This is a genomic window from Coleofasciculus sp. E2-BRE-01 (assembly GCF_040221695.1).
Classification (GTDB): domain Bacteria; phylum Cyanobacteriota; class Cyanobacteriia; order Cyanobacteriales; family Coleofasciculaceae; genus Coleofasciculus.
In genome coordinates this window covers 1-20,955 of sequence record NZ_JAVKEA010000085.1, presented here as the reverse complement: position 1 = coordinate 20,955, position 20,955 = coordinate 1, and the positions used below count along the sequence as shown (strand labels likewise).

Sequence of the window (20,955 nt, the reverse complement as noted above, 5' to 3'; positions counted from 1 at the left end):
GGTTGAGTGCTGACCACTAATAACAGATCATGGGTTTGCTTGCTTTTGTGTATTAATTCGGAGTCTTGGGGTTTATGGATTTTGCGACAGAATTAGCCCGAAATATATTAGTTTTAACCGTTTATTTTATTGTTGTTGCCTTGGTTTTTAACCGAGCCTTTCAGTCCTTAGATAAGCTGGTGAAATTTGAAACCGATGCGGCTCATCTAAATCAAGAGTTGTCACAATATAAGCTACAGGACTTTCTAGTCGTAAAATTTTCCTTTGCCGATAAATACGAATTGGATGAACTGAAACGATTATCCATGAGTATTGAAAATAAATCCAAAGATGTTTTTGTAGAAATTGATTGGAAACAGTGTTTTATCAGTGATTTCGACAAGCGCATTCGGCGAGCCATCCGCGTGATTCCCGGCAAAAATGAGGCAGCCTCTCAATCACCAAGTACAATTCTTCCTGGTCAAACCTTAAAAGAAGAGATTAGCGATGAAAAGATAGGTTCTCCTCTTGTTTCCCCTAAAAACCTACAAGCAGCGGCTGACAAAAACGACTATTTTTACTTGCGTTTATTCTTAAAGATATCGGAAGCAAATACAAAAGGACGTACCTGCAACCTACGCTGTCAGTTCATCGCCAAAAATCTGTCCTGGCAAAAAGCACTGGTTCTCGCCTTACAACCCAAATAATTAAGGGTTGCTGAATGAGTGTTGTGGTGAGGGGGAGCTGGGGGAGCTGGGGGAGATGAGGGAGATGGGGGAGATGGGGGAGATGGGGGAGCTGGGGGAGCTGGGGGAGCTGGGGGAGATGGGGGAGATGAGGGAGATGGGGGAGATGGGGAAGAAGACTTCCCGATGGGAGTGATCGCACGCTTCTACCTTATCGGCGATTAAAATAGATCACTAAGGAGAGAGTCGGCGCAGGTGGTTGCGGATTCACCCAAGTGGTGAATCTGAGGAAAGTCCGGGCTCCCGAAAGACCAAACTTGCTGGGTAACGCCCAGTGCGGGCAACCGTGAGGATAGTGCCACAGAAACATACCGCCAATTCGTCATTAGTCACCAGTCTGATGTCTAGAATCAAGGACATAAGACAAAGGACATAAGATGAATTGGTAAGGGTGCAAAGGTGCGGTAAGAGCGCACCAGCAGCATCGAGAGGTGCTGGCTCGGTAAACCCCGGTTGGGTGCAAGGTCGTTAGGAACTACGGTTGGTCTTTTACCAGTTCCTGCTTAAAGAGCCGCTAGAGGCGTCTGGTAACAGGCGTCCCAGATAGATAACCACCCTCCTAGTGATATAGGAGAACAGAACCCGGCTTACGTCCGACTCTCTCCCTTCTAGTCATAAGTTTATTGTAGGGGCGGGTTTAGGGACTCAAGCTAGCTTGTCACTAATAACTGAACAACAAAACCCGCCCTTATTCATGGACTCCTCCCCATACATAAATGACAGGGGGTTCCGTCTATCCCCTTACCAATCCGTTTTTTCGATGACCATTGACCCCAGACGACAAAAACAACTGCAAAAATTAGTGCAAAAGCTCGGATTACTGGACAATACGCCGATTCAGTGGGATTTGCTTGACTTGGCGTTGACTCACCCCAGTATGTCCCGTGATGTGAACTATGATCAGTTGGAGTTTGTCGGGGATGCGGTGGTGCGAATGGCTGCCTCAGAGTTATTATTTGAAACCTATCCCAACGCTTCAGTCGGTGACTTTGCGGCAATTCGTTCCGTGTTGGTGAGCGATCGCGTTTTGGCTCAATTAGCTCAAGAGTATGGACTGGAGCGATACTTGCTCCTGGCTCCCAGCGCGGCGGCTGATCCTAGGGGTGAGATGTCACGGCTGGCTGACGCCTTTGAAGCGATAGTCGGCGCACTTTATCTGAGTACCCACACCTTAGAATTAATTCGTCCTTGGCTTGATCCTCATTTTCAGCGATTGACTGAAGACATTCTTAAAGATCCCGCCCGCCAAAACTATAAAGATGCTCTGCAAGAATGGACTCAAGCTCACTATAAATCTTTACCCGAATATCGCCTTACCGAAACCAATCCCATTGAGGCAGACGAGAATCGCTTTACTGCCCAAGTTTGGTTTCAAGGTCAACAATTGGGTGAAGGGCAAGGACGCTCTAAAAAAGCGGCAGAACAAGCCGCCGCTAAAGCAGCTTTGGCTCAAGTTATTGGTGATTAGTCCTTCGTCATTTGTCCTTCGTCATTTGTCCTACTCGCTCCCGAAAAGAAGCAAGCTACGTCATAGTGACATCAGGGTGACAAACAACGATAATAGTGAAACCCGCCCCTACAGATTCAAAATTTCATGAAGACTAAAATTGCCATATTGGGAGCAGGACGCTGGGGTACGCATTTGGTGCGGAATTTCGCGTCACATCCCGATGCTCAACTGGTAGCGGTCGTTGATTCCTCTATGGAGCGCCTAACTCAGCTTAAAGAACGATTGAACCTGAATGACAATGTGGTTCTAGCAGACAATTGGCAATCAATACAATCCCAGATAAAGTGCGATGCGGTTGTAATCGCGACTCCGGCGGTGACTCATTATTCCCTGATTCAAGACGCCCTACAGCAAGGGTTTCATGTGCTAGCAGAAAAGCCGTTGACACTCGATGCGGCTGAATGCCAACAGTTGTCTGATTTAGCCCGTCAACAGCAGCGTCAATTGATGGTAGATCACACCTATTTATTTCATCCGGCTGTTGAGCAGGGTAAAGCGGTGGTGCAATCGGGATGCTTAGGAGAATTGCGCTATGGCTACGCGGCTCGGACTAATCTAGGACCCGTGCGTCAGGATGTCGATGCGCTGTGGGATTTAGCAATTCATGATATCGCGATCTTCAATACCTGGTTAGGTGAGCAACCTGTGCAAGTTCAAGCCACGGGACGGGTGTGGTTACAACGGCAAGAGGGATCTGTAGGGGCGGGTTTGACCAATAACCTTTCACAAGAAACCGCTAATGTAACTAAACCCGCCCTTCTTGAGGAACATGATTTAGCCGATTTTGTTTACGTTATTTTGACATACCCAACGGGTTTTCAGGCATATATTCACTTATGTTGGCTCAACCCCGATAAACAACGGCGTCTAGGAGTAGTGGGGAGTCAAGGAACATTGATTTTTGATGAGATGCAAAATGATGCACCCCTAACGCTTCAGCATGGGTATTTCGAGCAAAGTGGAGATGTTTTTACGCCTGCGGGTTTGCGGCGGGAAGTCATCGAAATCGAGCGTCGTGAACCCTTGGCGCAAGTGTGCGATCGCTTTTTGCAGAGCATCCGCGATAATCAACCTGTATCAGTATCTTCGGGCTGGGTAGCGGCTCAACTGGTTAATATTCTCAGTTGTCTATCCCAGTCTCTCCAACAGGGAGGAACACCGATTAAGGTTCCTCAGTTAGCGGAATGACATTTCCCTGTCAATAAGAGTTTCTTTGGGATTTAACACTATATTGAAAAATTAATCCGTTATTAATTTGCCGTTAATCTCGCCAATTGAATCCTGATGTTTAGGCAAATCTGTTGATAGTTGTGAGGGTGGCTCACTGTCAAGTTGCTCATCCGTATCCTGTCCCTTTGTTTCGACAAGCGGTAAGCTAATGTTCACCGTCGTTCCCTGACCTTCTCCAGCACTAAAAAGGGTAATTGTCCCCCCCATCAATTCGATCAAGTTGCGGGAAATAGCCAGACCGAGACCTGTACCACCGTACTTGCGCGTGGTTGACCCATCTACCATGACAAAGGGACGAAATAGTTTAGCCTGTTGCACGGGATCGATGCCAATTCCCGTATCTTTAACCGTTACCACAACTTGTGCAGGAAGCAACTCTCTACTTCCCTGATTTTCAGTGACTTGTTTATTACTGGGAATCGTGGAGACGCTAGCAACAGATGTAGAATCATCAGCACTCACCACGGGTTCGGTCTTATCGCTGGCTGTTTCAATCTGTGTACTGACTGTAATGCTGCCCGAATCAGTAAATTTTGCCGAGTTACCAATGACATTAATTAGGACTTGCTTTAGTTTAGCGGGATCGGCAAGAACGGGAAGTTTTTCATGCAAGTTTTTCGTATTGAATTCGAGTCCCTTCGATTGAATAGAGACTGCCTGTAAGTGAATCACTTCATCAATCAGTTGACGCAGATCGATCAGTTCAACTTCAACGGAAAGTTTCCCTGATTCAAGTTTTGCCAGGTCTAAAACATCATTAATAATGTTCAACAAATGAATAGCCGCTTCATCGGCTCGTTGTAAAAAGTCAAGTTCTTCCTCGCGGTCATCACAGAAACCATCTTTGACCAGTCGCAGGCAACCAATAATACCATTCAGGGGAGTTCTCAATTCGTGAGATGTTGTAGCAAGAAACTCATTCTTAAGCTGGTTGGCGGCTTGAGCTTCTTTCCAGGCGGCTTCGAGTTCTTCTGCCCAATGTTTGAGGCGCTCAAACATGCCATCAAGGGCTTCGGCTAATTGGTTAATTTCTCGGATTTTGAAGGTATGAGGAATGCGATAATTCGAGTGAAGCTGGGATTCGTGCAGGGCGCAATCTCTGAGTTTTTCTAAGGGACGGGCGAGGTCACGGGCAATGTAAAGTGTGGCTAAAATACTGGCAGCAATTAAGCCACAGGTGAGGATAAACAGAACTTGGCGGATATCCTGAAGACCGATCAGCGCACTCTCTAAGGGGGTAACAGCAAGAATAATCCATTGCTGGTTAGATTGGTCGCTAATCGGACTTTCAATCGCTGTGTAGCCAGCGACATATTCCTGACCATCCAAGGCAAGATGGATAAAGGACTCACGACCTGCGATCGCGTCTTCGACCAGACTCTCAAGTCTTGAAGAATCCAGTTCTTGGTTGATATTGCGTCCCACTTGCTGGGCGATGGGATGCACCAGAATTTTACCCGCTTGGGTAATCACCACGGGTTCACCAGATAGGGAACCAGGCTTGATAGATTTGGATTGGAGTAAAGATGAGCATAAGCTCAAAGCATATTGGAGTTGACCCTCAGGGTTATAAACGGGCGCACTCAACAGAATCGGGAGTTGACTTTTGTCTGAGATGGCTTCAGCTTCGTTTGTAGCAGGGGTTGAGGGTGCTAGCTGAGGTAGCACTGTGACCTCAATTTGAGACGGATCGACAGAAACCTCACCTTGCTGGCTAGACCATTGCGATATCACTTGTTGGCTGACGAGTAAGGGTTGATTACAGGTACTGCTCACGATATCTTGAGTCTGGATATCACTCAACTGCATGCAATTGATCGGGGTTGGGAGTTGTTGAGCCAGTTGGTTGATAAATTGTTGATAGCCTGTCGATGACTGAGATTGAAGGACTATGGCTTGGCTAGCGGTCAGCAGGTTGGCTTGTAAGGCTGAGATCGACTCTTGAATGCTTTCTCCTTTCCTCACAGCACTTTCGGTTAAATTTTGACGCGCTGTATCTAGAAGCGTTGAGCGTGCTTTTCTGTAGGTCACATAAACTCCCAAGAGTAACACTGGCACGCTAAGTAACAACAGGCGTGACAGCAAAACACGACGAAAGGAGGATTGACCTGGCTTAGCCATAAGATACGCTGGTGTGATTACAGAAGAAAAGGTGGTAGAAAGAGTAATCGTTAATACAGTTTACGAGTCACCGAGTTTCCTTGAAAACCCCTTATCTCTATCCTAGAACGATTCAAAACCTCTTTCGATTGTTGTGATAGAGTGCCACACATGCAGATGATCCTTGGGTGAATTGCGCCAAAATAGTGATCATTCTTTTTCTTACCCCAGACAACTATGCCGGAAAAGTCTGCTATCAATCGACCCCATACCACGGTTGTTCTGGCAATGAGTGCCGATGGCAAGATTGCGGACGTGACGCGATCGCCTGCCCGATTCTCATCGTCTGCGGATCAAGCCCATCTGGAAAGCCAAGTGGCACTGGCGGATGGGGTTTTGTTCGGTGCAGGAACTCTCCGGGCTTATGGTACCACTCGCAGCGTCTCAAATTCCCAGTTACAGCAACAGCGTCAACAACGGGGCTTACCCATCCAACCGGTGCAGATTGTTTGCTCCCATCTAGCTCAATTCGATCCACAATTACGCTTTTTTCGCCAAAACGTACCCCGTTGGCTGTTGACGACAGAGGCGGGTGCTGAACCCTGGCGGGACAAGTCGGATTATTTTGAGCGGATTTTGGTGGTGAATGCCTCTAGCGATGGGATAAATTGGCATGACGCTTATCAACAGCTAAACCAATTGGGCATCCAACGGCTTGCTGTCTTAGGGGGGGGTAACTTAGTGGCATCTCTACTGGCGGCTGATTTAATCGATGAACTCTGGTTCACAGTTTGTCCCCTGATTTTAGGGGGTGCAGACGCCCCAACGCCTGTTGAGGGAACTGGCTTTTCTGAGCAATTGGCGAAACGTTTAGAACTTTTGGCGGTTGAGAGGATTGACCAAGAGTTATTTCTACACTATAGGCTGTCCAGGGAATGAGGAGATGGGGAAGTTGTAGAGACGTTGCATGCAACGTCTCTACAACTTAATTTTGACAATTCATCTCACATTAACGGTCAAAATAAACTCTGCTATGTTAACTTATGTAAATAACCCCTCAAGCCCTTACCAATGACAAAAGACTAATGACAAATAACGATCCTCACCGTTCATTTTAATCCATGCCAATCTAGACCTAATTATAGATTTTCCCAATGGTTCACCAACCGCAGACTGACTATTCCGTTAACTGGGTTAACCGGATGGCTGATATTCCCCAAGCCGCTTGGGATGCCCTTGCCCAACCCCTGAAAACACCGTTTCTAGAATGGGACTGGTTGAATAATTTAGAAACATCGGGAAGTGCGACGTCTAAAACCGGATGGTTGCCCCATCACCTAACTATATGGCGAAACCGAGAGCTTATTGCGGCTGCGCCCTTCTATATTAAAGGTCATAGCTATGGAGAATTTGTTTTTGACCACCAATGGGCAGATCTATCCCATCGTTTAGGCGTTCGCTACTATCCCAAACTGTTAGGGATGACGCCGTTTACCCCAGCAGGGGGTTACCGATTTTTAATCGCACCTGGAGAAGATGAAGATGAACTCACTGAGATTATGGTGAGTGCCATTGATCACTTTTGCGGGGATAACCGGATTAGTGGCTGTCATTTTCTCTTTGTTGACCCTGAATGGCGACAGGTGATGGAACGCCATGGTTTTACAAGCTGGTTGCATCACAGTTATATTTGGCAGGATAAAGGGTTTAGTAGCTTCGATGATTATCTGAGTATCTTTAACGCCAATCAGCGGCGTAATATTAAGCGCGAACGTAAAGCGGTGACTAAAGCCGGACTGCGTTTGGTTCCTTTAGTCGGGGATGATATTCCCAAATCCTTATTTCCCCTGATTTATAACTTCTATAGCAGCACCTGCGATAAGTTTTTTTGGGGCAGTAAGTATCTGACGCGCCAGTTTTTTGAACAGTTGTATCCCGACTATCGTCATCGTGTGGTATTGGTGGCGGCTTATCGAGACGATGATGACCGACATCCCGTGGGGATGTCGTTTTGTATTAATAAGGGTGATCAGTTGTATGGGCGCTATTGGGGCTGTTTTGAGGAATATGATTGCCTGCATTTCGATGCGTGCTATTACACCCCGATAGAATGGGCGATCGCGAATGGGGTTAAGATGTTTGATCCAGGTGCTGGGGGACGCCACAAGAGACGACGAGGATTTCCCGCGACACCGAATCACAGTCTGCACCGATTTTATAATCAACGCCTGATGCAAATTTTGCGCCACTATATAGGTGAAGTGAATGAAATGGAACAGGAAGAAATCGACGCGATCAATAATGATTTACCCTTTACAAAACGAGATATTCAATTTTTAGTTCAGGATTGATTGTCACGGGATGATGAATGATTAAAGTATCCCAGTTTTTAACCGAACCTCAGCACAATTGGCAGGGGTCTTAATTTTCCAATTGCCATAAGATGCTTCTGCGTCCTGCCCTCTGCCTGCTTTAAACGGTCTAAACACGATACTATTCAAGAAGGGACGCATTGAGCCAAGAAAAGATGAACCAAACAGTAGAAGACCTGCGTACAATTAATGACAAACTGTCTAAACGGGAAATTGAACTTGATCCCGGTGGATATTTTATTATTTACCTCGACCGGGATGCACGATTAATTTGTGCCAAACATTTCACCAATGTGATTGATGATCGCGGTTTAGCCGTTGACCCCGAAACCGGTAAACCGATTCCCGCACGAGGTAAGGTAGAACGCACGCATACTCAGGTGTTTACAGGTAGAACCGCCAAGGAAATTTGTGTGGTTATTTTTGAGCAAACCCAGCCCTGTCCAGTCACGATGTTGGATCATGCGGCTTATTTAGGACGGGAGTTTATGCGGGCTGAGTTTGCTTTAATTTCTGGACAGGAGTATGTTCAGGATTAGTGCTTTACAGTAAAAGCTTCTGATCATCTCTTAGAGAACAGGGAACACCCCGGCTTCGCTCGGTAACACGCTCGGTGTGTCACAGGGAATAGGGAACACTAACAAATGACATAAGACATAAGACAAATGACGAACTTAACCAGAGAAGCCCTGATAAAAGAAATAGGTTGCCATCGGTACCACTGTCGCGACAACCAATAAGACAACAACCCAGATGGTTGAGTTTTTGGTGTCAGTTTCTTCTGCGCTGGTAAATGTACCTTCAACCTGAACCGTTTCTTCGACAACTGGAGGACCGGGATCAGGTTGACCCGATAGCACAGCCACTAAGCGATCGCTAGCCTCTAAAAAAGACTTATTGTACTTGTTACCTTCCCGCAAGGGGACTGTCATTGTTTCCGAGGCGACACTCTCGGCAATTTCGTCGGGCATAATTGACTTGACGTCTTGCCCAGTGACAATGGCAGTATTATTGGTCAGGGTATCGATCAGCAGCAAGGTTTGGTTCGCTTGGGCTTCCGGTGTCGGATACCATTTTTTGAATAGGGCTTTAGCAAAGCTGTCTACGGTTTCACCGTAGTCTAAACGGCGAACCGTCACAAATCTGACTTCCTTGTCGGTTTTCTGGGCTAAGTCTTCCAAGCTTTTGCTCAACTTGCCTTCACTCAGGCGGCTGAGTACGTCGGCTTGATCAATCACCCACGTTGGTTCACCCGCGTTGACATTGGGCATTTGGTAGACGTTTACAGCGTTGGCAGGTGTAGCCACCAATCCGCCAACTAAAACGCCCAGTAATAGCGGTAGTATTAGACGTTTCAGGTTTTTGTATAGTTGATTGAAGATTTGTCTCATTTACTGACTCTTGAGATGACTGTTTTTTTCAAAATACTACACTCTAGTAAACGAACGACATCTAGCTCATGTCTTGACATATAACCATAGTTGTGCAGCTTGGATTCCTGATTTCTCTAAGAAGTCAGGGGTTTTGGTCGCTGGACGTAGACGATGATTCGCGCCGATTACCCCCTAGAGACACGGCGGTGTTATATCCTTAAGCTATAACTAATTTGATGAAGTTTTTTAAAGGTCTTCCCATATTGTGTCATGGGATTACCCCTCCCTGCTTACAATGTTAAGTCAGGTATTTTTGTAAACATTCAGAGTGAGAGGCAACATCTATATGGCAGATGCAAGAGATATGGAAATGGTAAAGCCCTACCATGGAGACCCCTTTGTGGGTCATTTATCGACTCCAATCAGCGATTCAGCGTTTACCCGGGCATTCATTGGCAACCTGCCAGCTTACCGCAAAGGGCTATCCCCATTCATACGCGGTTTGGAAATTGGCATGGCTCATGGTTACTTCCTACTCGGTCCCTGGGTTGTCTTTGGACCCTTACGGGATTATGAACCTGCCAAGTATCTAGGCGGCTTAGTCGGTGCCTTGGTGTTGGTTCTACTGGGAACCGCTGGAATGGCAGCTTGGGGATTAGTGTCGCTCAAAAGCGCCGCCGAAAGCGCTCCAAGTACAGAACGACTCAAAACGTCTGAAGGCTGGAGCGAATTTGCAGGTGGATTCTTTGTTGGAGGTATGGGAGGCGCTTTCGTGGCTTACTTCCTCCTGGAAAATTTTGAAACCGTGGATGCCATTTTCCGGGGTTTGGTGAATAACTAACCCCATTGGGTTCACAAATTGAGTAATATTTGTCTTGAACTCTTGTAAATTTAGATAGGACAATTTGACATGACTGGTTCTTATGCAGCTTCGTTCTTGCCTTGGATTCTGATTCCCGTCGTTTGTTGGCTGATGCCTGCTGTACTGATGGGACTTCTGTTTATCTACATCGAAAGTGACGCATAACAACTCCACACACCGACTCTCACGAGTACAGTGTGGGCTTCTAGAGGAGCCTTTGCGATTAAGTTAAGTGTGAGGCTTCTCGCCGAATAAGCTAAAAACCTAGATTAATGGGGAGAGCTGGAATTCCTACGCCTGAGTTCACAACTGGGTTGGGAATATACAGCCTCCCCCTTGTTGTTGAGAAATCTTGGGTAGGCACGAAGGGGGCGCTGGGGAAGCTGCTTACTTTTTACGGTAAGTAGTCGGCTTTCATTAAAGTTAACGGTTGAGATTAGGCAACAGTAAGGGTTTGAGGCTTGTTAACGTTTCTTAGTACAGGGTACAGAATTTATGTCTAGGTACTTATGTGACGCCACGATTTAACCTTTAACTTCTCCTTAAACACTTCGTTCAAGGACATGGTTCGAGAGCGTGGCGCATACGTGTGTAGGGGCGGGTTTCACTACTATCTTTTCGTTGGTACCCAGATGTAACTAAACCCGCCCAAACTTGCCCTAAAAATCTTTATTTTTCAAGGTTTATAATATTTTTTGAAAAGCTGATATAGCGGAGATTTTAATGGCTAGGGGTATAATTGTTGCCTGATTACATAAAAAATATATTATTAGCCATTCAATGCCTGAAATAAATATTGCAAAAAAACATAAAATAGAGTTTTATTAAAATTGAAATTTTAATCGTTTTTGTTGACATATTTCCCGCAAAAAACCCTATTACCTCCTTGATCAATAGTTGTAGCGTTATTCTAGAATAGAGTATAATACTAATGGAAGTAAACCTGCTTTCATTTGGGATTCATCTCACCGTCATAATCTTTGATTTGACGGGAGCATTCTTACCGGATCTCGTTAAATCATGACGTAAGTTACACAAGGAGTTTTCATGAGTAACACAAGTAACTTTCGCCAAGCCATGCGTAATGCACAGGGTCAAGCCCTAGTAGGACCCAATGTTATAGCCAATGCTCTGCCCTACGTCGGCGGTGGATTGGTTTTAACGGCTGTCGGGACTTATGGTGGTTTGAATGTCCTTACCACCAACCCAGGGTTATTCATGCCTACCTTCTGGGTTGCCCTGATTGCTGAATTAGTCCTATTCTTCGTCGCTCGTGGTGTGGCGGAGAAAGGCAATAACAGTGCAGCATTGCCTCTGTTGGCGACCTATAGCCTGCTCTCAGGCTACACCCTCAGTGGTATCGTATTTGTTGCCATTGGCACTTCAGGCGTAGGAATTCCAGGGATTGGAATCGCCGCCCTCGGTTGTGGTGTCACGTTTGTCGCTGCCCGTCAAATTGGCTCGAATCTTTCGGACCAAGATGGGATGGCGTTAACCCAAACTGTGCAACTGGGTATCATTGCCTTGTTGGTGGTGTTGGTGGGTCAGCTCGCCTTGAGCTTTTTTGGCGTTTATACCCCTAGCTGGCTAGAAATTGGCATCTCTGGGATTGGCGTTTTACTATTTGTTGGTGCGGCGGTGGTGGATTTCTATATCTTGCCCCGCACCTATCGCAATGATCAGTATCTGCCAGCCGCATTGTCGATGTACTTGACCTACATCAACCTGTTTATCTTTATTTTGCGGTTGCTGATTGCTTTTAATCGCGACTAATTGACTCACCTTATCCCACGCTTTAAAATGCGTGGGATATTTGTCATTGGTCTGATGTAATTAAATTTTCTGATTACAATTGATAAAGGGTAGTAAAGTACCAAAATCAAGAAATATGGAAGTTTTAGAGATTAAACGCGAAGTCGAAACCTTGTCCGATCGCCTGGGAAAAACCCAGGACTATCTTTGACGTACCTGCACTGACTGCTAAAATTAAAGACCTAGAGCAACAAGCGGCTCAACCGGATTTTTGGGATGACCAAACCTTCGCTCAGCGAACCCTGCAAAAGCTGAATGACCTGAAATTGAATCTCCAGCAGTACCAGCAGTGGACAAGTAATCTAGAGGATGCGAAAGCGGTTCTGGAATTGCTGGAATTGGAAACAGACGAAGGACTGCTGCAAGAAGCTCAAACTAATGTGGTCAAGCTGAATCGTGAACTTGACCGTTGGGAACTAGAACAGCTACTATCGGGTCCTTATGACGCCAATGGTGCGGTACTAGCGATTAATGCTGGGGCGGGCGGAACGGATGCCCAAGATTGGGCAGAAATGCTGTTGCGGATGTATACCCGTTGGGCAGAAAGTCAAGGGTATAAAGTGCAGTTGGCAGAACTCTCAGAAGGGGATGAAGCGGGAATTAAGTCAGCCACCCTAGAAATTCAGGGACTCCGCGCCTATGGCTATTTGAAAGCTGAGAAAGGAACTCACCGACTGGTGCGAATTTCTCCCTATAACGCCAACGGGAAACGGCAAACCAGTTTTGCTGGGGTTGAGGTTATGCCCATCCTGAACGAGGATGTAGACCTAGATATACCTGAAACGGATTTAGAGATTACCACCTCTCGTTCTGGGGGTAAGGGCGGTCAAAATGTCAACAAAGTGGAAACTGCTGTTCGGGTGAAGCATATTCCCACAGACATTGCCGTGCGCTGTACCCAAGAGCGATCGCAGCTCCAAAATAAGGAAAAAGCCCTCGCCCTGCTGAAAGCCAAGCTATTGGTGATTGCCCAAGAACAACGCGCTCAGGAAATTGCCGAAATCCGAGGCGATATGGTTGAAGCGGCTTGGGGGAATCAAATTCGCAATTATGTCTTCCACCCCTACCAGTTGGTGAAAGACTTGCGGACGAATGTGGAAACCACAGGCGTTGATGATGTCCTGAATGGGACGCTCGATCCCTTTATCGAAGCCTACCTGCGTCAGGAGAATCAATTGACCTGATCGGTTGAGAGAGGGGAGCAGGGGGAGCAGAGGGAGCAGGGGGAGCAGGGGGAGCAGGGGAAGCAGGGGAAGCAGGGGACGAAGGACAAATGACGAATGACAAATGACAAATGACAAATGACAATTTGTTACATTATGTAAACAAAGACGATATAATAGCTTTCAACAGCAAATTACTATTACTGATGAGTCAATCCTCAACACCCCCGGATACAGCGAAGCCGCCGTTTGCTGAACAGCCAACACCAGCCAACGCCGCTTTGAATGAACCGAAACCTAGTTACGTGAAATTAGCCATGCGTAACATGGTGCGTAAAGGAGGCAAATCCCTACAACACTTTTTTCTAACCACCGTGGGTCTATTAGCTGTGCTGATTGGTTTAGCTTACCTGACTCGTTAACGTTCCCATAGCTCATCTCACACCAGAGGCGGCACAAGTGAATATCGAACTAATAGTGCAGGATTGTTTCTTTGAAGCCTCCCAGTCAGCGACTCCGGAAGCGAATTCCCTGACGAACCCAATTTCCACCTCCACTTGGGAACATTGGTTCAGCCAATGGCTAGAAACACTGCACCCCGATAGTCCGCCAGCGCCGACGTATGAATTGACACTACGCCTGACTGATGACGCAGAAATTCAGGCATTTAATTCTCAGTTCCGCCACAAAAATCAACCCACTGATGTACTCTCCTTCGCCACATTAGAGGTAGACTCGCCTCAGATACCTCCAGATATGCAAGCGGCTGAATCCGTATACCTGGGAGATATCGTCATTTCAGTGGAAACCGCTTATCGCCAAGCTCAACACCAGGGTCATCCCTTAACAATAGAACTGGCTTGGTTAGCAACCCACGGGTTGCTACATCTTTTAGGGTGGGATCATCCGGATGAGGAAAGCCTACAGCGAATGCTAAACCAGCAGCAGGCTTTACTTGAGATTGTCAACTTGACGTTACCCGTATAATGACACTGGATTCGGTGTCAGTTCATTACTAGCAATGGAATTCAATCCCCATGGTTTATAACAATACTCACTCTCCCAATTCTCAATACTTAGTTCCAGGTTCCCGGTCGATAGTGCATGACTTGTCACTGCCAAATCCGCCAGAGTCTGACCCGAATCAGAGATTCAAACGCGACTTGGCTTGGTGTATTGCCCCAACCCTAATGGTTAGTTTTAAATATGCTTGGGCGGGAGTTCGCTATGCCTTTGCCACCCAAAGGAACTTTCGCATTCATACCCTGATTGGCACTGTAGCAATTAGCTTGGCTGTTTTATTAGAGTTGACCCCCGTAGAAATTGCCGTGATTGGCTTGACCAGTGGGCTAGTGATGACCCTGGAATTGCTGAATACAGCAGTTGAGGCGGTGGTTGACTTAACGGTTAAACAGTCCTATCATGAGCTGGCAAAAGTTGCCAAAGACTGTGCGGCGGGTGCTGTTCTCATCTCCGCGATCGCAGCCCTACTCGTTGCTGGTTCCCTACTTTTACCGCCCTTGGTGACTCGCATTCTGTTACTGATGCGCTAAGCTATTTTTTTAACCTAAATTAAAGTGTAATGGTTTGTCGTGGTTAGGGTAAGCTACCCAGGAGTGTAAATTTTGATTGTTGTCATTGATAACTACGACAGTTTTACCTATAATCTGGTGCAGTATCTAGGGGAACTTGGGTTCACATTGCCTGTTGCTGCTGATATTCAGGTATACCGCAATGACCAAATTGACCTAGATCAACTGCGCCAATTAAATCCTGATGGGATAGTGATTTCCCCAGGACCCGGACGCCCGGATGATGCAGGGATCTCTTGTGAGTTAATTCACCAACTTGGTGCAACTGTACCCATCTTAGGCGTTTGTCTGGGTCATCAAAGTATTGGTCAAGTCTTTGGCGGCAAAATTATCTCAGCCCCCCTGTTGATGCATGGCAAAACCTCGGAAATTTACCACACAGGCGTTGGTGTTTTCCAGAATTTGCCCAATCCTTTTATCGCCACTCGATATCACAGTCTGGTAATTGAACGAGACACCTGTCCAGACGCGCTGGAAATTACCGCTTGGGTAGAGGATGGCACAATTATGGGGGTGAGACACCGGAACTATCCCCACCTTGAAGGCGTCCAATTTCATCCAGAGAGTGTTTTGACCGATTGCGGTAAACAGTTATTGCAAAATTTCCTAGTTTCTCTTCCAGCATCGACTCAAAACCCGATGGTTCTAGCTTAAGTTTGAGGAGTATTGATTAACTAACGATGAAACGGCGACAGTTGATGCGCTACGTGGGTGCAGGGGTGCTTGGCACTTTGGGAACAACATTGGCTTCACAATTTCAGTCGGCTGAGGCGCAGTCGGCGAGTGGAACACTGACAGTTAAGTGGTTAGGACATACCTGCTTTTTGTTTACAGGTGGAGGGATGCGGATTTTGGTGAATCCGTTTCGGGCAGTTGGGTGTACCGCAGGTTATCGTCCACCAAAAGTGGAGTCGGATTTGGTTTTAATTAGTTCTCAGTTGTTGGATGAAGGGGCGGCTGAGGGATTGCCAGGAAATCCGCGTATCCTGTTTCAACCGGGAGTTTATCAGATTGGGGGGATTCGATTCCAAGGGATTAGTATTCCTCATGATCGCCACGGGGGACGCCGATTGGGGAATAATGTGGCATGGCAATGGGAGCAAAGTGGGATTAAACTTCTCCATTTAGGTGGCGCAGCCGCACCGATTGAAATTGAGCAGAAAATCCTCATGGGGCGTCCGGATGTGGCATTTGTGCCTGTGGGCGGCAGTATTAAAGCCTATAATCCGAGGGAGGCGAAAGACGCGATCGCAGTGTTGAATCCGAAGTTGGTAGTCCCAACTCATTTCCGTACCCAAGCAGCGGATGAAACCTGTCAGGGGGACTATGGGATTGAACCCGTGGATGAGTTTTTAACGGTGATGGAGGAAATGCCTGTCAGTCGGGTGAACAGTGATATGCTGACGTTGAAACCCTCAGATTTGCCCCAGGATGGTGCGATGATTAAACTGTTGAGTTATCGATTTTAGAGTTTGTAGTAAGCGCTTAAGCGCTTCTGGCACTAAAGTGCCTACTACGAACTGTTCCCCTCGCAGAAGTAACGACTCCCACCCTTGTTTCAAACTCCCGATACGCTGACAGCACCATAACTCCCAAAAAATATTCCCACCAAGGTAATAGGTTATGCTGTCCTTCATGCCAATCTTGGGAAGACTGGTAAAGCGTATCATAGTAACTTTCCTTCGTTCTCTCGACAATCCGCTCTAAGCTAATAAATCGCCCCACCTCATAACCCGCTTTATCCTTCCTGTCCTGAGAAGACCCTCGCTTGAGCGCGATGGGATGAATCAGGACATTCTTGCTCTTGGATGTAGACCTTAAGCCTTTCTATTGTAACGCCACCGCAGCTAGAGACAAAATAAGAACCTGTCCACAAAACCCTTTTCTTGTAAACAGAAGTTAATACTGCTTCAAACTCTCGCCACATCGTCTTAGATGATGTGGCTTTCAAATTGGCAATCAGGCTGCTCAATAACTTGTGGGGCGGATAAGAAAGAAGGAGATGTACATGGTCTTCTTCTCCATTAAATTGAAGAACTTCTGACTCCCAACTACTCGCTACAGACTCGAACACCTCTGACAACCTTACTAACATCTCTTTCGTGAACACACTTTTGCGGTATTTGGACACAAATACGATATGTACAGTGAGGTTGTATACAGCTCTGCGAGTCCTTTTGTATGTTGTTTCTGGATGCATTGACAATAGACGACTAAAATGATACTGTTAAAATAACACATCGGCTGGTCGAGACGATGCTAGTTTACGAATTTAAGGTAAAAGCCTCTAAAGCTCAACTTAGAGCTATAGATGAAGGAATAAGGATATGTCAGTTCATTCGCAACAAATGCTTGCGATACTGGCTAGACGCTCCTAGAGAGGAAAAGGTTGATCGGTATACTTTAAACAAGTACACCAAGGTTTTAGCCGAAGATCCAGAGTATCCTTTTACTGCTGCTTTAAATTCAATGGCACGTCAAGCTTCTGCTGAACGTGCTTGGGCTAGTATCAGTCGATTCTACGACAATTGCAAAAAGAAGGTTAAAGGTAAGAAGGGCTTTCCAAGGTTTAAGAAAAACTGTCGCTCAGTCGAATATAAGACAAGTGGCTGGAAGCTCTCTGATGACAGAAAGTATCTAACCATCACTGACAAAACTGGCATTGGTCGCTTAAAACTGGTTGGAACGCGAGACTTGCATTTCTACCAGCAATCCCAGATCAAGCGGATTCGCTTGGTTAGACGGGCTGATGGTTACTATGCTCAGTTTGGCATTGACGTAGAACGTCGTGAAAACGTTAAGCAGACAAATAGGCAAATTGGCTTAGATGTTGGGCTCAACCATTTCTACACCGACTCAGATGGAGACCAGGTGGACAACCCTCGTTTTCTCAGGAAGTCTGAGAGGAAGTTAAAACGGTTGCAGCGCCGACTTTCTAAATGCGAAAAAGGTAGCCAGAATCGGAAAAAAGCCCAGCAAAGGCTGGGCAGGCAGCATTTAAAAGTCAGTCGCCAGCGTAAAGATTTTGCGGTTAAGCTAGCAAGATGCGTAATGAAATCTAACGATTTCGTGGCGATTGAGGACTTAAATGTTCGAGGACTGGTTAAGAACCACAGATTAGCCAAGTCAATATCAGATGCTGGTTGGACAATATTCCGCAAATGGCTGGAATACTTTGCCAACCTATTTGGTAGAGAATTGGTAGCAATAAACCCTAGCTTCACTTCGCAAGATTGCTCTTGCTGCGGTGCTAGGGTTAAAAAGTCTTTGAGTACCCGTACTCATGTTTGTAGCTGCGGTACTGTCCTCGATAGGGACTGGAATGCAGCCATAAATATTTTGATCAAGGCTTTAGATAGCGTAGGGCATACGCGAATCTCCTAGGAATACTGGGTAAACGCTTCCGGACAGTTAGCCCTCTGGTGTATTGATGAAAATCAATACTCTAAGGCTTCTGGATGAGAGAAGAATCCCTCGTCTCAGGCGAGGGAGTGTCAAAAAGCAGCAATAGGGTAATCAACCTTGCCATTCGCCCATTCTCATCTAAAAACGGGTGAATGCACAAAAAATCTAGGATATAAGTAGGAATGAGTAATAACGGTTCGATCGCACCCGAGTGCCAACAGCGATTAAACTGCTCATGCAAATGTTCCATGGCTTCAGGTGTGGCATAAGCTGGAATGGGTCGAAACCGCACCACTTTAGTTCCATCTGGATAGGTAGCACTAATTTTGTTATCTACCGTTTTCCAGCGCCCACCTGTATTGACCGCAAACTGGTAAAGGTCACGATGAAGTTGTAAAACAATATTAGGCGTAAAAGGGATATGGGCATAGCTTGTGTGAATCGTCGTTAGGACATCCCGATACCCCGCAATTTTCTGTTCCGAGCGATCTCGTGGCGTTGTTTTTTCCGTTACCAGTTTCTTAATCCGCTCCAAGGGTACCGTAATCCCTTCAATCCGGTTAGAAGACTCCGTACTCTGAATAACCGCCGCTTGGCGCAGCGTTTCCAAAACTTGGGGCGCTTGTTCTTTGAATAACTCTTGCTTTCCCTTATACTCTCCAATCAAGCGAATCGTTTGCAGCAGTCCTTGGTTAATGGGTTGCTGCTCAATCAACCCCTGTTCAAATGATTTCATTGCCAGTCTTTATTGCCTGTTTCATTAGAACACAATTAATGAGTATTTACACTAATAAATATTTACAAAAAATAATAAAATAAAGATTCAATACAACTTATTCTTTAGATGCTCATTTTCTGTGAATTCGGTGTATAAGAGTCGTGACAGGAGTGTGAAACTAAAACGATGAAAATTACCGCAATAGCCACAGGATTTTCTTTTTTATCTTTATTGTACCCGCTAAGTGCTGAGGCAATCCAATTCAATCAGATTTATGTGTTTAGCGATAGCTCCGCTGATTCAGGCAATGTCTTCAATGTGACGTCAGCCGCAAACTCCTTAGGTTTCCCCGTACCGATTACCCCCAGTTCACCTTACTTTGAAGGACGCTTTTCTAATGGCTATAACTGGATAGACATTCTTACATCGGAATTGGGAGTTAATTTGAGTCTATCGACTGAATTAACAGTGGGAGAACCAATCATTCCATCAACCCCACCAGGGGTAAGTTTTAATTTCGGTGGTGCTACCGCAACGAATAGTGTTAACTTTGCCTTTGGTGGCGCTCAGACAGGATTGGGTAATGTCTTTCCTGAGTTAGGCGTAGGAGTCCTCACCGAGATTAATGGTTTTATTAATGACCTGAATGTTGCTCAAACATCAGCTAATCCTGACGCACTTTATATTGTATGGGCAGGTAATAATGATTATAGTAAGGGTGGGCTTCGCGATAGTACTGAACCCATTAACAACTTATTCACTGGGGTGACGGCTTTAGCGGAATCTGGCGCTCGTAATTTCTTTATTCCTAACTTGCCCGATTTGGGCAAAACGCCCCGAGCGATTATACAGGGAGAAGCAGCGGAACTCACCCAAGTGAGTGCGGAACATAACGCGGGTTTAACGGCAATGTTCGATGATTTGCGTCTCACCTATGATGATATAAACATCATACCGTTTGATCTGGCGTCTCTGTTTCAAGAGGTTATCACCGAGCCTGATGAATTTGGTTTTACCAATGTGACTGAGCCTTGCTTCACTGAATTGGGTGTATGTTCTAACCCCGACGAGTACTTATTCTGGGATGACATCCATCCAACGGCTCAAGGTCATGCTTTATGGGGAGACTATGCATACGCTGCACTCCAAGATGCTGGTGTAGAACCTAAATCCGTTCCAGAACCCGCGTTTTCTATCCCACTACTACTAATGGGAATGGGTTTGTTGCTACAGTCAACTATTCGTCATCGCAATTCTTTATGAAGTGATCCCTCCGGGTGATAACCTGGAGAGCGCTGACTTAAGCCTAGAACTAAAGTTCTGGCTCAAAGCTTAAACCCGTTAAAACGGGTTGAAAGAGTTACCCAGTAAGTTCCATTCTTACTTGAACCTAAAGATAAGATATTTATTTACTGGTCTGCGAATTGGCAATATTTCGCTTAAGTCAGCGCTATTCCAGTTAGGATAATTAGCTTAACTACTGATGGAAGCAGAATCGGAAATTAGACCCTATAGGTCGGCACATTTTTCCATTATGAAGTAAGCCTAAGGGAAAACCACCGCCTCTGTCAATCCCTCCAATAGGATTATTTTCCTCCAACCTGCTTTTGAGACAATATATATAGTGCGCTGTTGCCTTAATTCTACGTTCCCCGAATCGGCTCATAAAAAGTGCGATCGCGTCCGTCTCTTGAGTTGGTTGAGGCTTATTTTCACCAATACAATACTTTCGCTCAAAAAAGTTCAGACAATTAACCTGATTCCTGATGAGATCAGAATCGGAAATTAGACCCTATAGGTCGGCACATTTTTCCATTATGAAATAAGTCTAAGGGAAAACCACCGCCTCTGTCAATCCCTCCAATAGGATTCTTTTCCCCAACCCGCTTTTGAGACAATATGTATAGTTTGCTGTCGCCTCAATTCTACGTTCCCCGAATCGGCTCATAAAAAGCGCGATCGCGTCCGTCTCTTGAGTTGGTTGAGGCTTATTTTCACCAATACAATACTTTCGCTCAAAAAAGTTCAGACAATTAACCTGATTCCTGATGAGATCAGAATCGGAAATTAGACCCTATAGGTCGGCACATTTT

At 45.9% G+C, this 20,955-nt stretch carries 22 protein-coding genes, 1 other RNA gene and 1 pseudogene; 19 read left to right on the top strand and 5 right to left on the bottom strand.

The window, feature by feature from the left end; genetic code table 11:
• Window positions 1–74 precede the first annotated feature (74 nt).
• The 5 genes from RIG66_RS10385 (at window position 75) to RIG66_RS10365 (ending at window position 3,423) form a co-directional block, all read left to right on the top strand.
• Entirely contained in the window at window positions 75–686 is a 612-nt protein-coding gene (locus RIG66_RS10385; RefSeq protein WP_446377717.1) for a hypothetical protein, read from the top strand.
• Window positions 687–693: 7 nt separating this feature from the next.
• Window positions 694–861, top strand: coding sequence for a hypothetical protein (locus RIG66_RS10380; protein WP_446377715.1), 168 nt, complete (start codon window positions 694–696; stop codon window positions 859–861).
• A gap of 45 nt (window positions 862–906) precedes the next feature.
• Window positions 907–1,331, top strand: an RNA gene (gene rnpB, locus RIG66_RS10375) — RNase P RNA component class A.
• Window positions 1,332–1,485: 154 nt separating this feature from the next.
• Window positions 1,486–2,193: a ribonuclease III gene (gene rnc / locus RIG66_RS10370; protein WP_446377713.1), complete on the top strand. Its 708-nt coding sequence runs from the start codon at window positions 1,486–1,488 to the stop codon at window positions 2,191–2,193.
• A gap of 126 nt (window positions 2,194–2,319) precedes the next feature.
• Entirely contained in the window at window positions 2,320–3,423 is a 1,104-nt protein-coding gene (locus tag RIG66_RS10365; RefSeq protein ID WP_446377711.1) for a Gfo/Idh/MocA family protein, read from the top strand.
• A gap of 51 nt (window positions 3,424–3,474) precedes the next feature.
• On the opposite strand, the gene RIG66_RS10360 is transcribed toward RIG66_RS10365, so the two are convergent.
• Window positions 3,475–5,586: a sensor histidine kinase gene (locus RIG66_RS10360; RefSeq protein WP_446377709.1), complete on the bottom strand. Its 2,112-nt coding sequence runs from the start codon at window positions 5,584–5,586 to the stop codon at window positions 3,475–3,477.
• A 216-nt stretch (window positions 5,587–5,802) separates the two neighbouring features.
• Here RIG66_RS10360 and RIG66_RS10355 point away from each other — a divergent pair, with 216 nt between their 5' ends.
• The 3 genes from RIG66_RS10355 (at window position 5,803) to RIG66_RS10345 (ending at window position 8,476) form a co-directional block, all read left to right on the top strand.
• A complete protein-coding gene (locus tag RIG66_RS10355) occupies window positions 5,803–6,504 on the top strand; it encodes a RibD family protein (protein WP_446377707.1) in 702 nt (233 codons plus the stop codon).
• Between the two features lie 215 nt (window positions 6,505–6,719).
• Window positions 6,720–7,916, top strand: coding sequence for a GNAT family N-acetyltransferase (locus RIG66_RS10350; protein WP_446377705.1), 1,197 nt, complete (start codon window positions 6,720–6,722; stop codon window positions 7,914–7,916).
• A 176-nt stretch (window positions 7,917–8,092) separates the two neighbouring features.
• A complete protein-coding gene (locus tag RIG66_RS10345; protein WP_446377703.1) occupies window positions 8,093–8,476 on the top strand; it encodes a DUF4346 domain-containing protein in 384 nt (127 codons plus the stop codon).
• Window positions 8,477–8,611: 135 nt separating this feature from the next.
• Here the strand turns inward: RIG66_RS10345 and psb32 are convergent, their stop codons facing one another.
• Complete coding sequence (gene psb32, locus RIG66_RS10340; protein WP_446377701.1) at window positions 8,612–9,328, bottom strand: photosystem II repair protein Psb32; 717 nt, start codon at window positions 9,326–9,328, stop codon at window positions 8,612–8,614.
• Between the two features lie 328 nt (window positions 9,329–9,656).
• On the opposite strand from psb32, the gene RIG66_RS10335 reads away from it, so the two are divergent.
• From RIG66_RS10335 to RIG66_RS10295, 9 genes are all read left to right on the top strand, one after another.
• Window positions 9,657–10,151 carry a photosystem I reaction center protein subunit XI gene (locus RIG66_RS10335; RefSeq protein WP_446377699.1) on the top strand — a complete coding sequence of 165 codons (495 nt, stop codon included), beginning with the start codon at window positions 9,657–9,659 and terminating at the stop codon, window positions 10,149–10,151.
• Between the two features lie 69 nt (window positions 10,152–10,220).
• On the top strand, window positions 10,221–10,337 hold the full coding sequence (locus RIG66_RS10330) for a photosystem I reaction center subunit VIII (protein WP_446372983.1): 117 nt from the start codon (window positions 10,221–10,223) through the stop codon (window positions 10,335–10,337).
• An 882-nt stretch (window positions 10,338–11,219) separates the two neighbouring features.
• The gene (locus RIG66_RS10325; protein WP_446377697.1) at window positions 11,220–11,945 is read left to right on the top strand and encodes a Bax inhibitor-1/YccA family protein; all 726 of its coding nucleotides are present in this window, start codon (window positions 11,220–11,222) and stop codon (window positions 11,943–11,945) included.
• A gap of 115 nt (window positions 11,946–12,060) precedes the next feature.
• A protein-coding gene (gene prfB, locus RIG66_RS10320) for a peptide chain release factor 2 (protein WP_446377695.1) occupies window positions 12,061–13,168 on the top strand; the annotation gives its coding sequence in 2 pieces (ribosomal slippage) (window positions 12,061–12,132 and window positions 12,134–13,168; 1,107 coding nt in all).
• A gap of 185 nt (window positions 13,169–13,353) precedes the next feature.
• On the top strand, window positions 13,354–13,569 hold the full coding sequence (locus tag RIG66_RS10315) for a DUF3285 domain-containing protein (RefSeq protein ID WP_446369622.1): 216 nt from the start codon (window positions 13,354–13,356) through the stop codon (window positions 13,567–13,569).
• 37 nt (window positions 13,570–13,606) lie between these two features.
• Window positions 13,607–14,134 (top strand): rRNA maturation RNase YbeY, encoded by a 528-nt coding sequence (gene ybeY, locus RIG66_RS10310; RefSeq protein ID WP_446377693.1) that lies wholly within the window; start codon window positions 13,607–13,609, stop codon window positions 14,132–14,134.
• Between the two features lie 50 nt (window positions 14,135–14,184).
• On the top strand, window positions 14,185–14,700 hold the full coding sequence (locus tag RIG66_RS10305; RefSeq protein ID WP_446377691.1) for a diacylglycerol kinase: 516 nt from the start codon (window positions 14,185–14,187) through the stop codon (window positions 14,698–14,700).
• Window positions 14,701–14,772: 72 nt separating this feature from the next.
• Window positions 14,773–15,393, top strand: a complete 621-nt coding sequence (locus RIG66_RS10300) for an anthranilate synthase component II (RefSeq protein WP_446377689.1) — start codon at window positions 14,773–14,775, stop codon at window positions 15,391–15,393.
• 26 nt (window positions 15,394–15,419) lie between these two features.
• Window positions 15,420–16,208, top strand: coding sequence for an MBL fold metallo-hydrolase (locus RIG66_RS10295; protein ID WP_446377687.1), 789 nt, complete (start codon window positions 15,420–15,422; stop codon window positions 16,206–16,208).
• A 52-nt stretch (window positions 16,209–16,260) separates the two neighbouring features.
• Here the strand turns inward: RIG66_RS10295 and RIG66_RS10290 are convergent.
• A pseudogene (locus tag RIG66_RS10290) lies at window positions 16,261–16,479 on the bottom strand (Fic family protein); the annotation flags it as partial.
• On the bottom strand, window positions 16,478–16,939 hold the full coding sequence (tnpA, locus tag RIG66_RS10285) for an IS200/IS605 family transposase (RefSeq protein WP_446377685.1): 462 nt from the start codon (window positions 16,937–16,939) through the stop codon (window positions 16,478–16,480). The gene tnpA and the pseudogene RIG66_RS10290, both read right to left, overlap by 2 nt.
• Window positions 16,940–16,995: 56 nt before the next feature.
• Here tnpA and RIG66_RS10280 point away from each other — a divergent pair, with 56 nt between their 5' ends.
• Window positions 16,996–18,123 (top strand): RNA-guided endonuclease InsQ/TnpB family protein, encoded by a 1,128-nt coding sequence (locus RIG66_RS10280; protein ID WP_446377683.1) that lies wholly within the window; start codon window positions 16,996–16,998, stop codon window positions 18,121–18,123.
• A 61-nt stretch (window positions 18,124–18,184) separates the two neighbouring features.
• On the opposite strand, the gene RIG66_RS10275 is transcribed toward RIG66_RS10280, so the two are convergent.
• Entirely contained in the window at window positions 18,185–18,880 is a 696-nt protein-coding gene (locus RIG66_RS10275; protein ID WP_446377681.1) for a Fic family protein, read from the bottom strand.
• 168 nt (window positions 18,881–19,048) lie between these two features.
• Here RIG66_RS10275 and RIG66_RS10270 point away from each other — a divergent pair, with 168 nt between their 5' ends.
• Entirely contained in the window at window positions 19,049–20,125 is a 1,077-nt protein-coding gene (locus RIG66_RS10270) for an SGNH/GDSL hydrolase family protein (protein WP_446377679.1), read from the top strand.
• The last annotated feature ends 830 nt before the right edge of the window (window positions 20,126–20,955 follow it).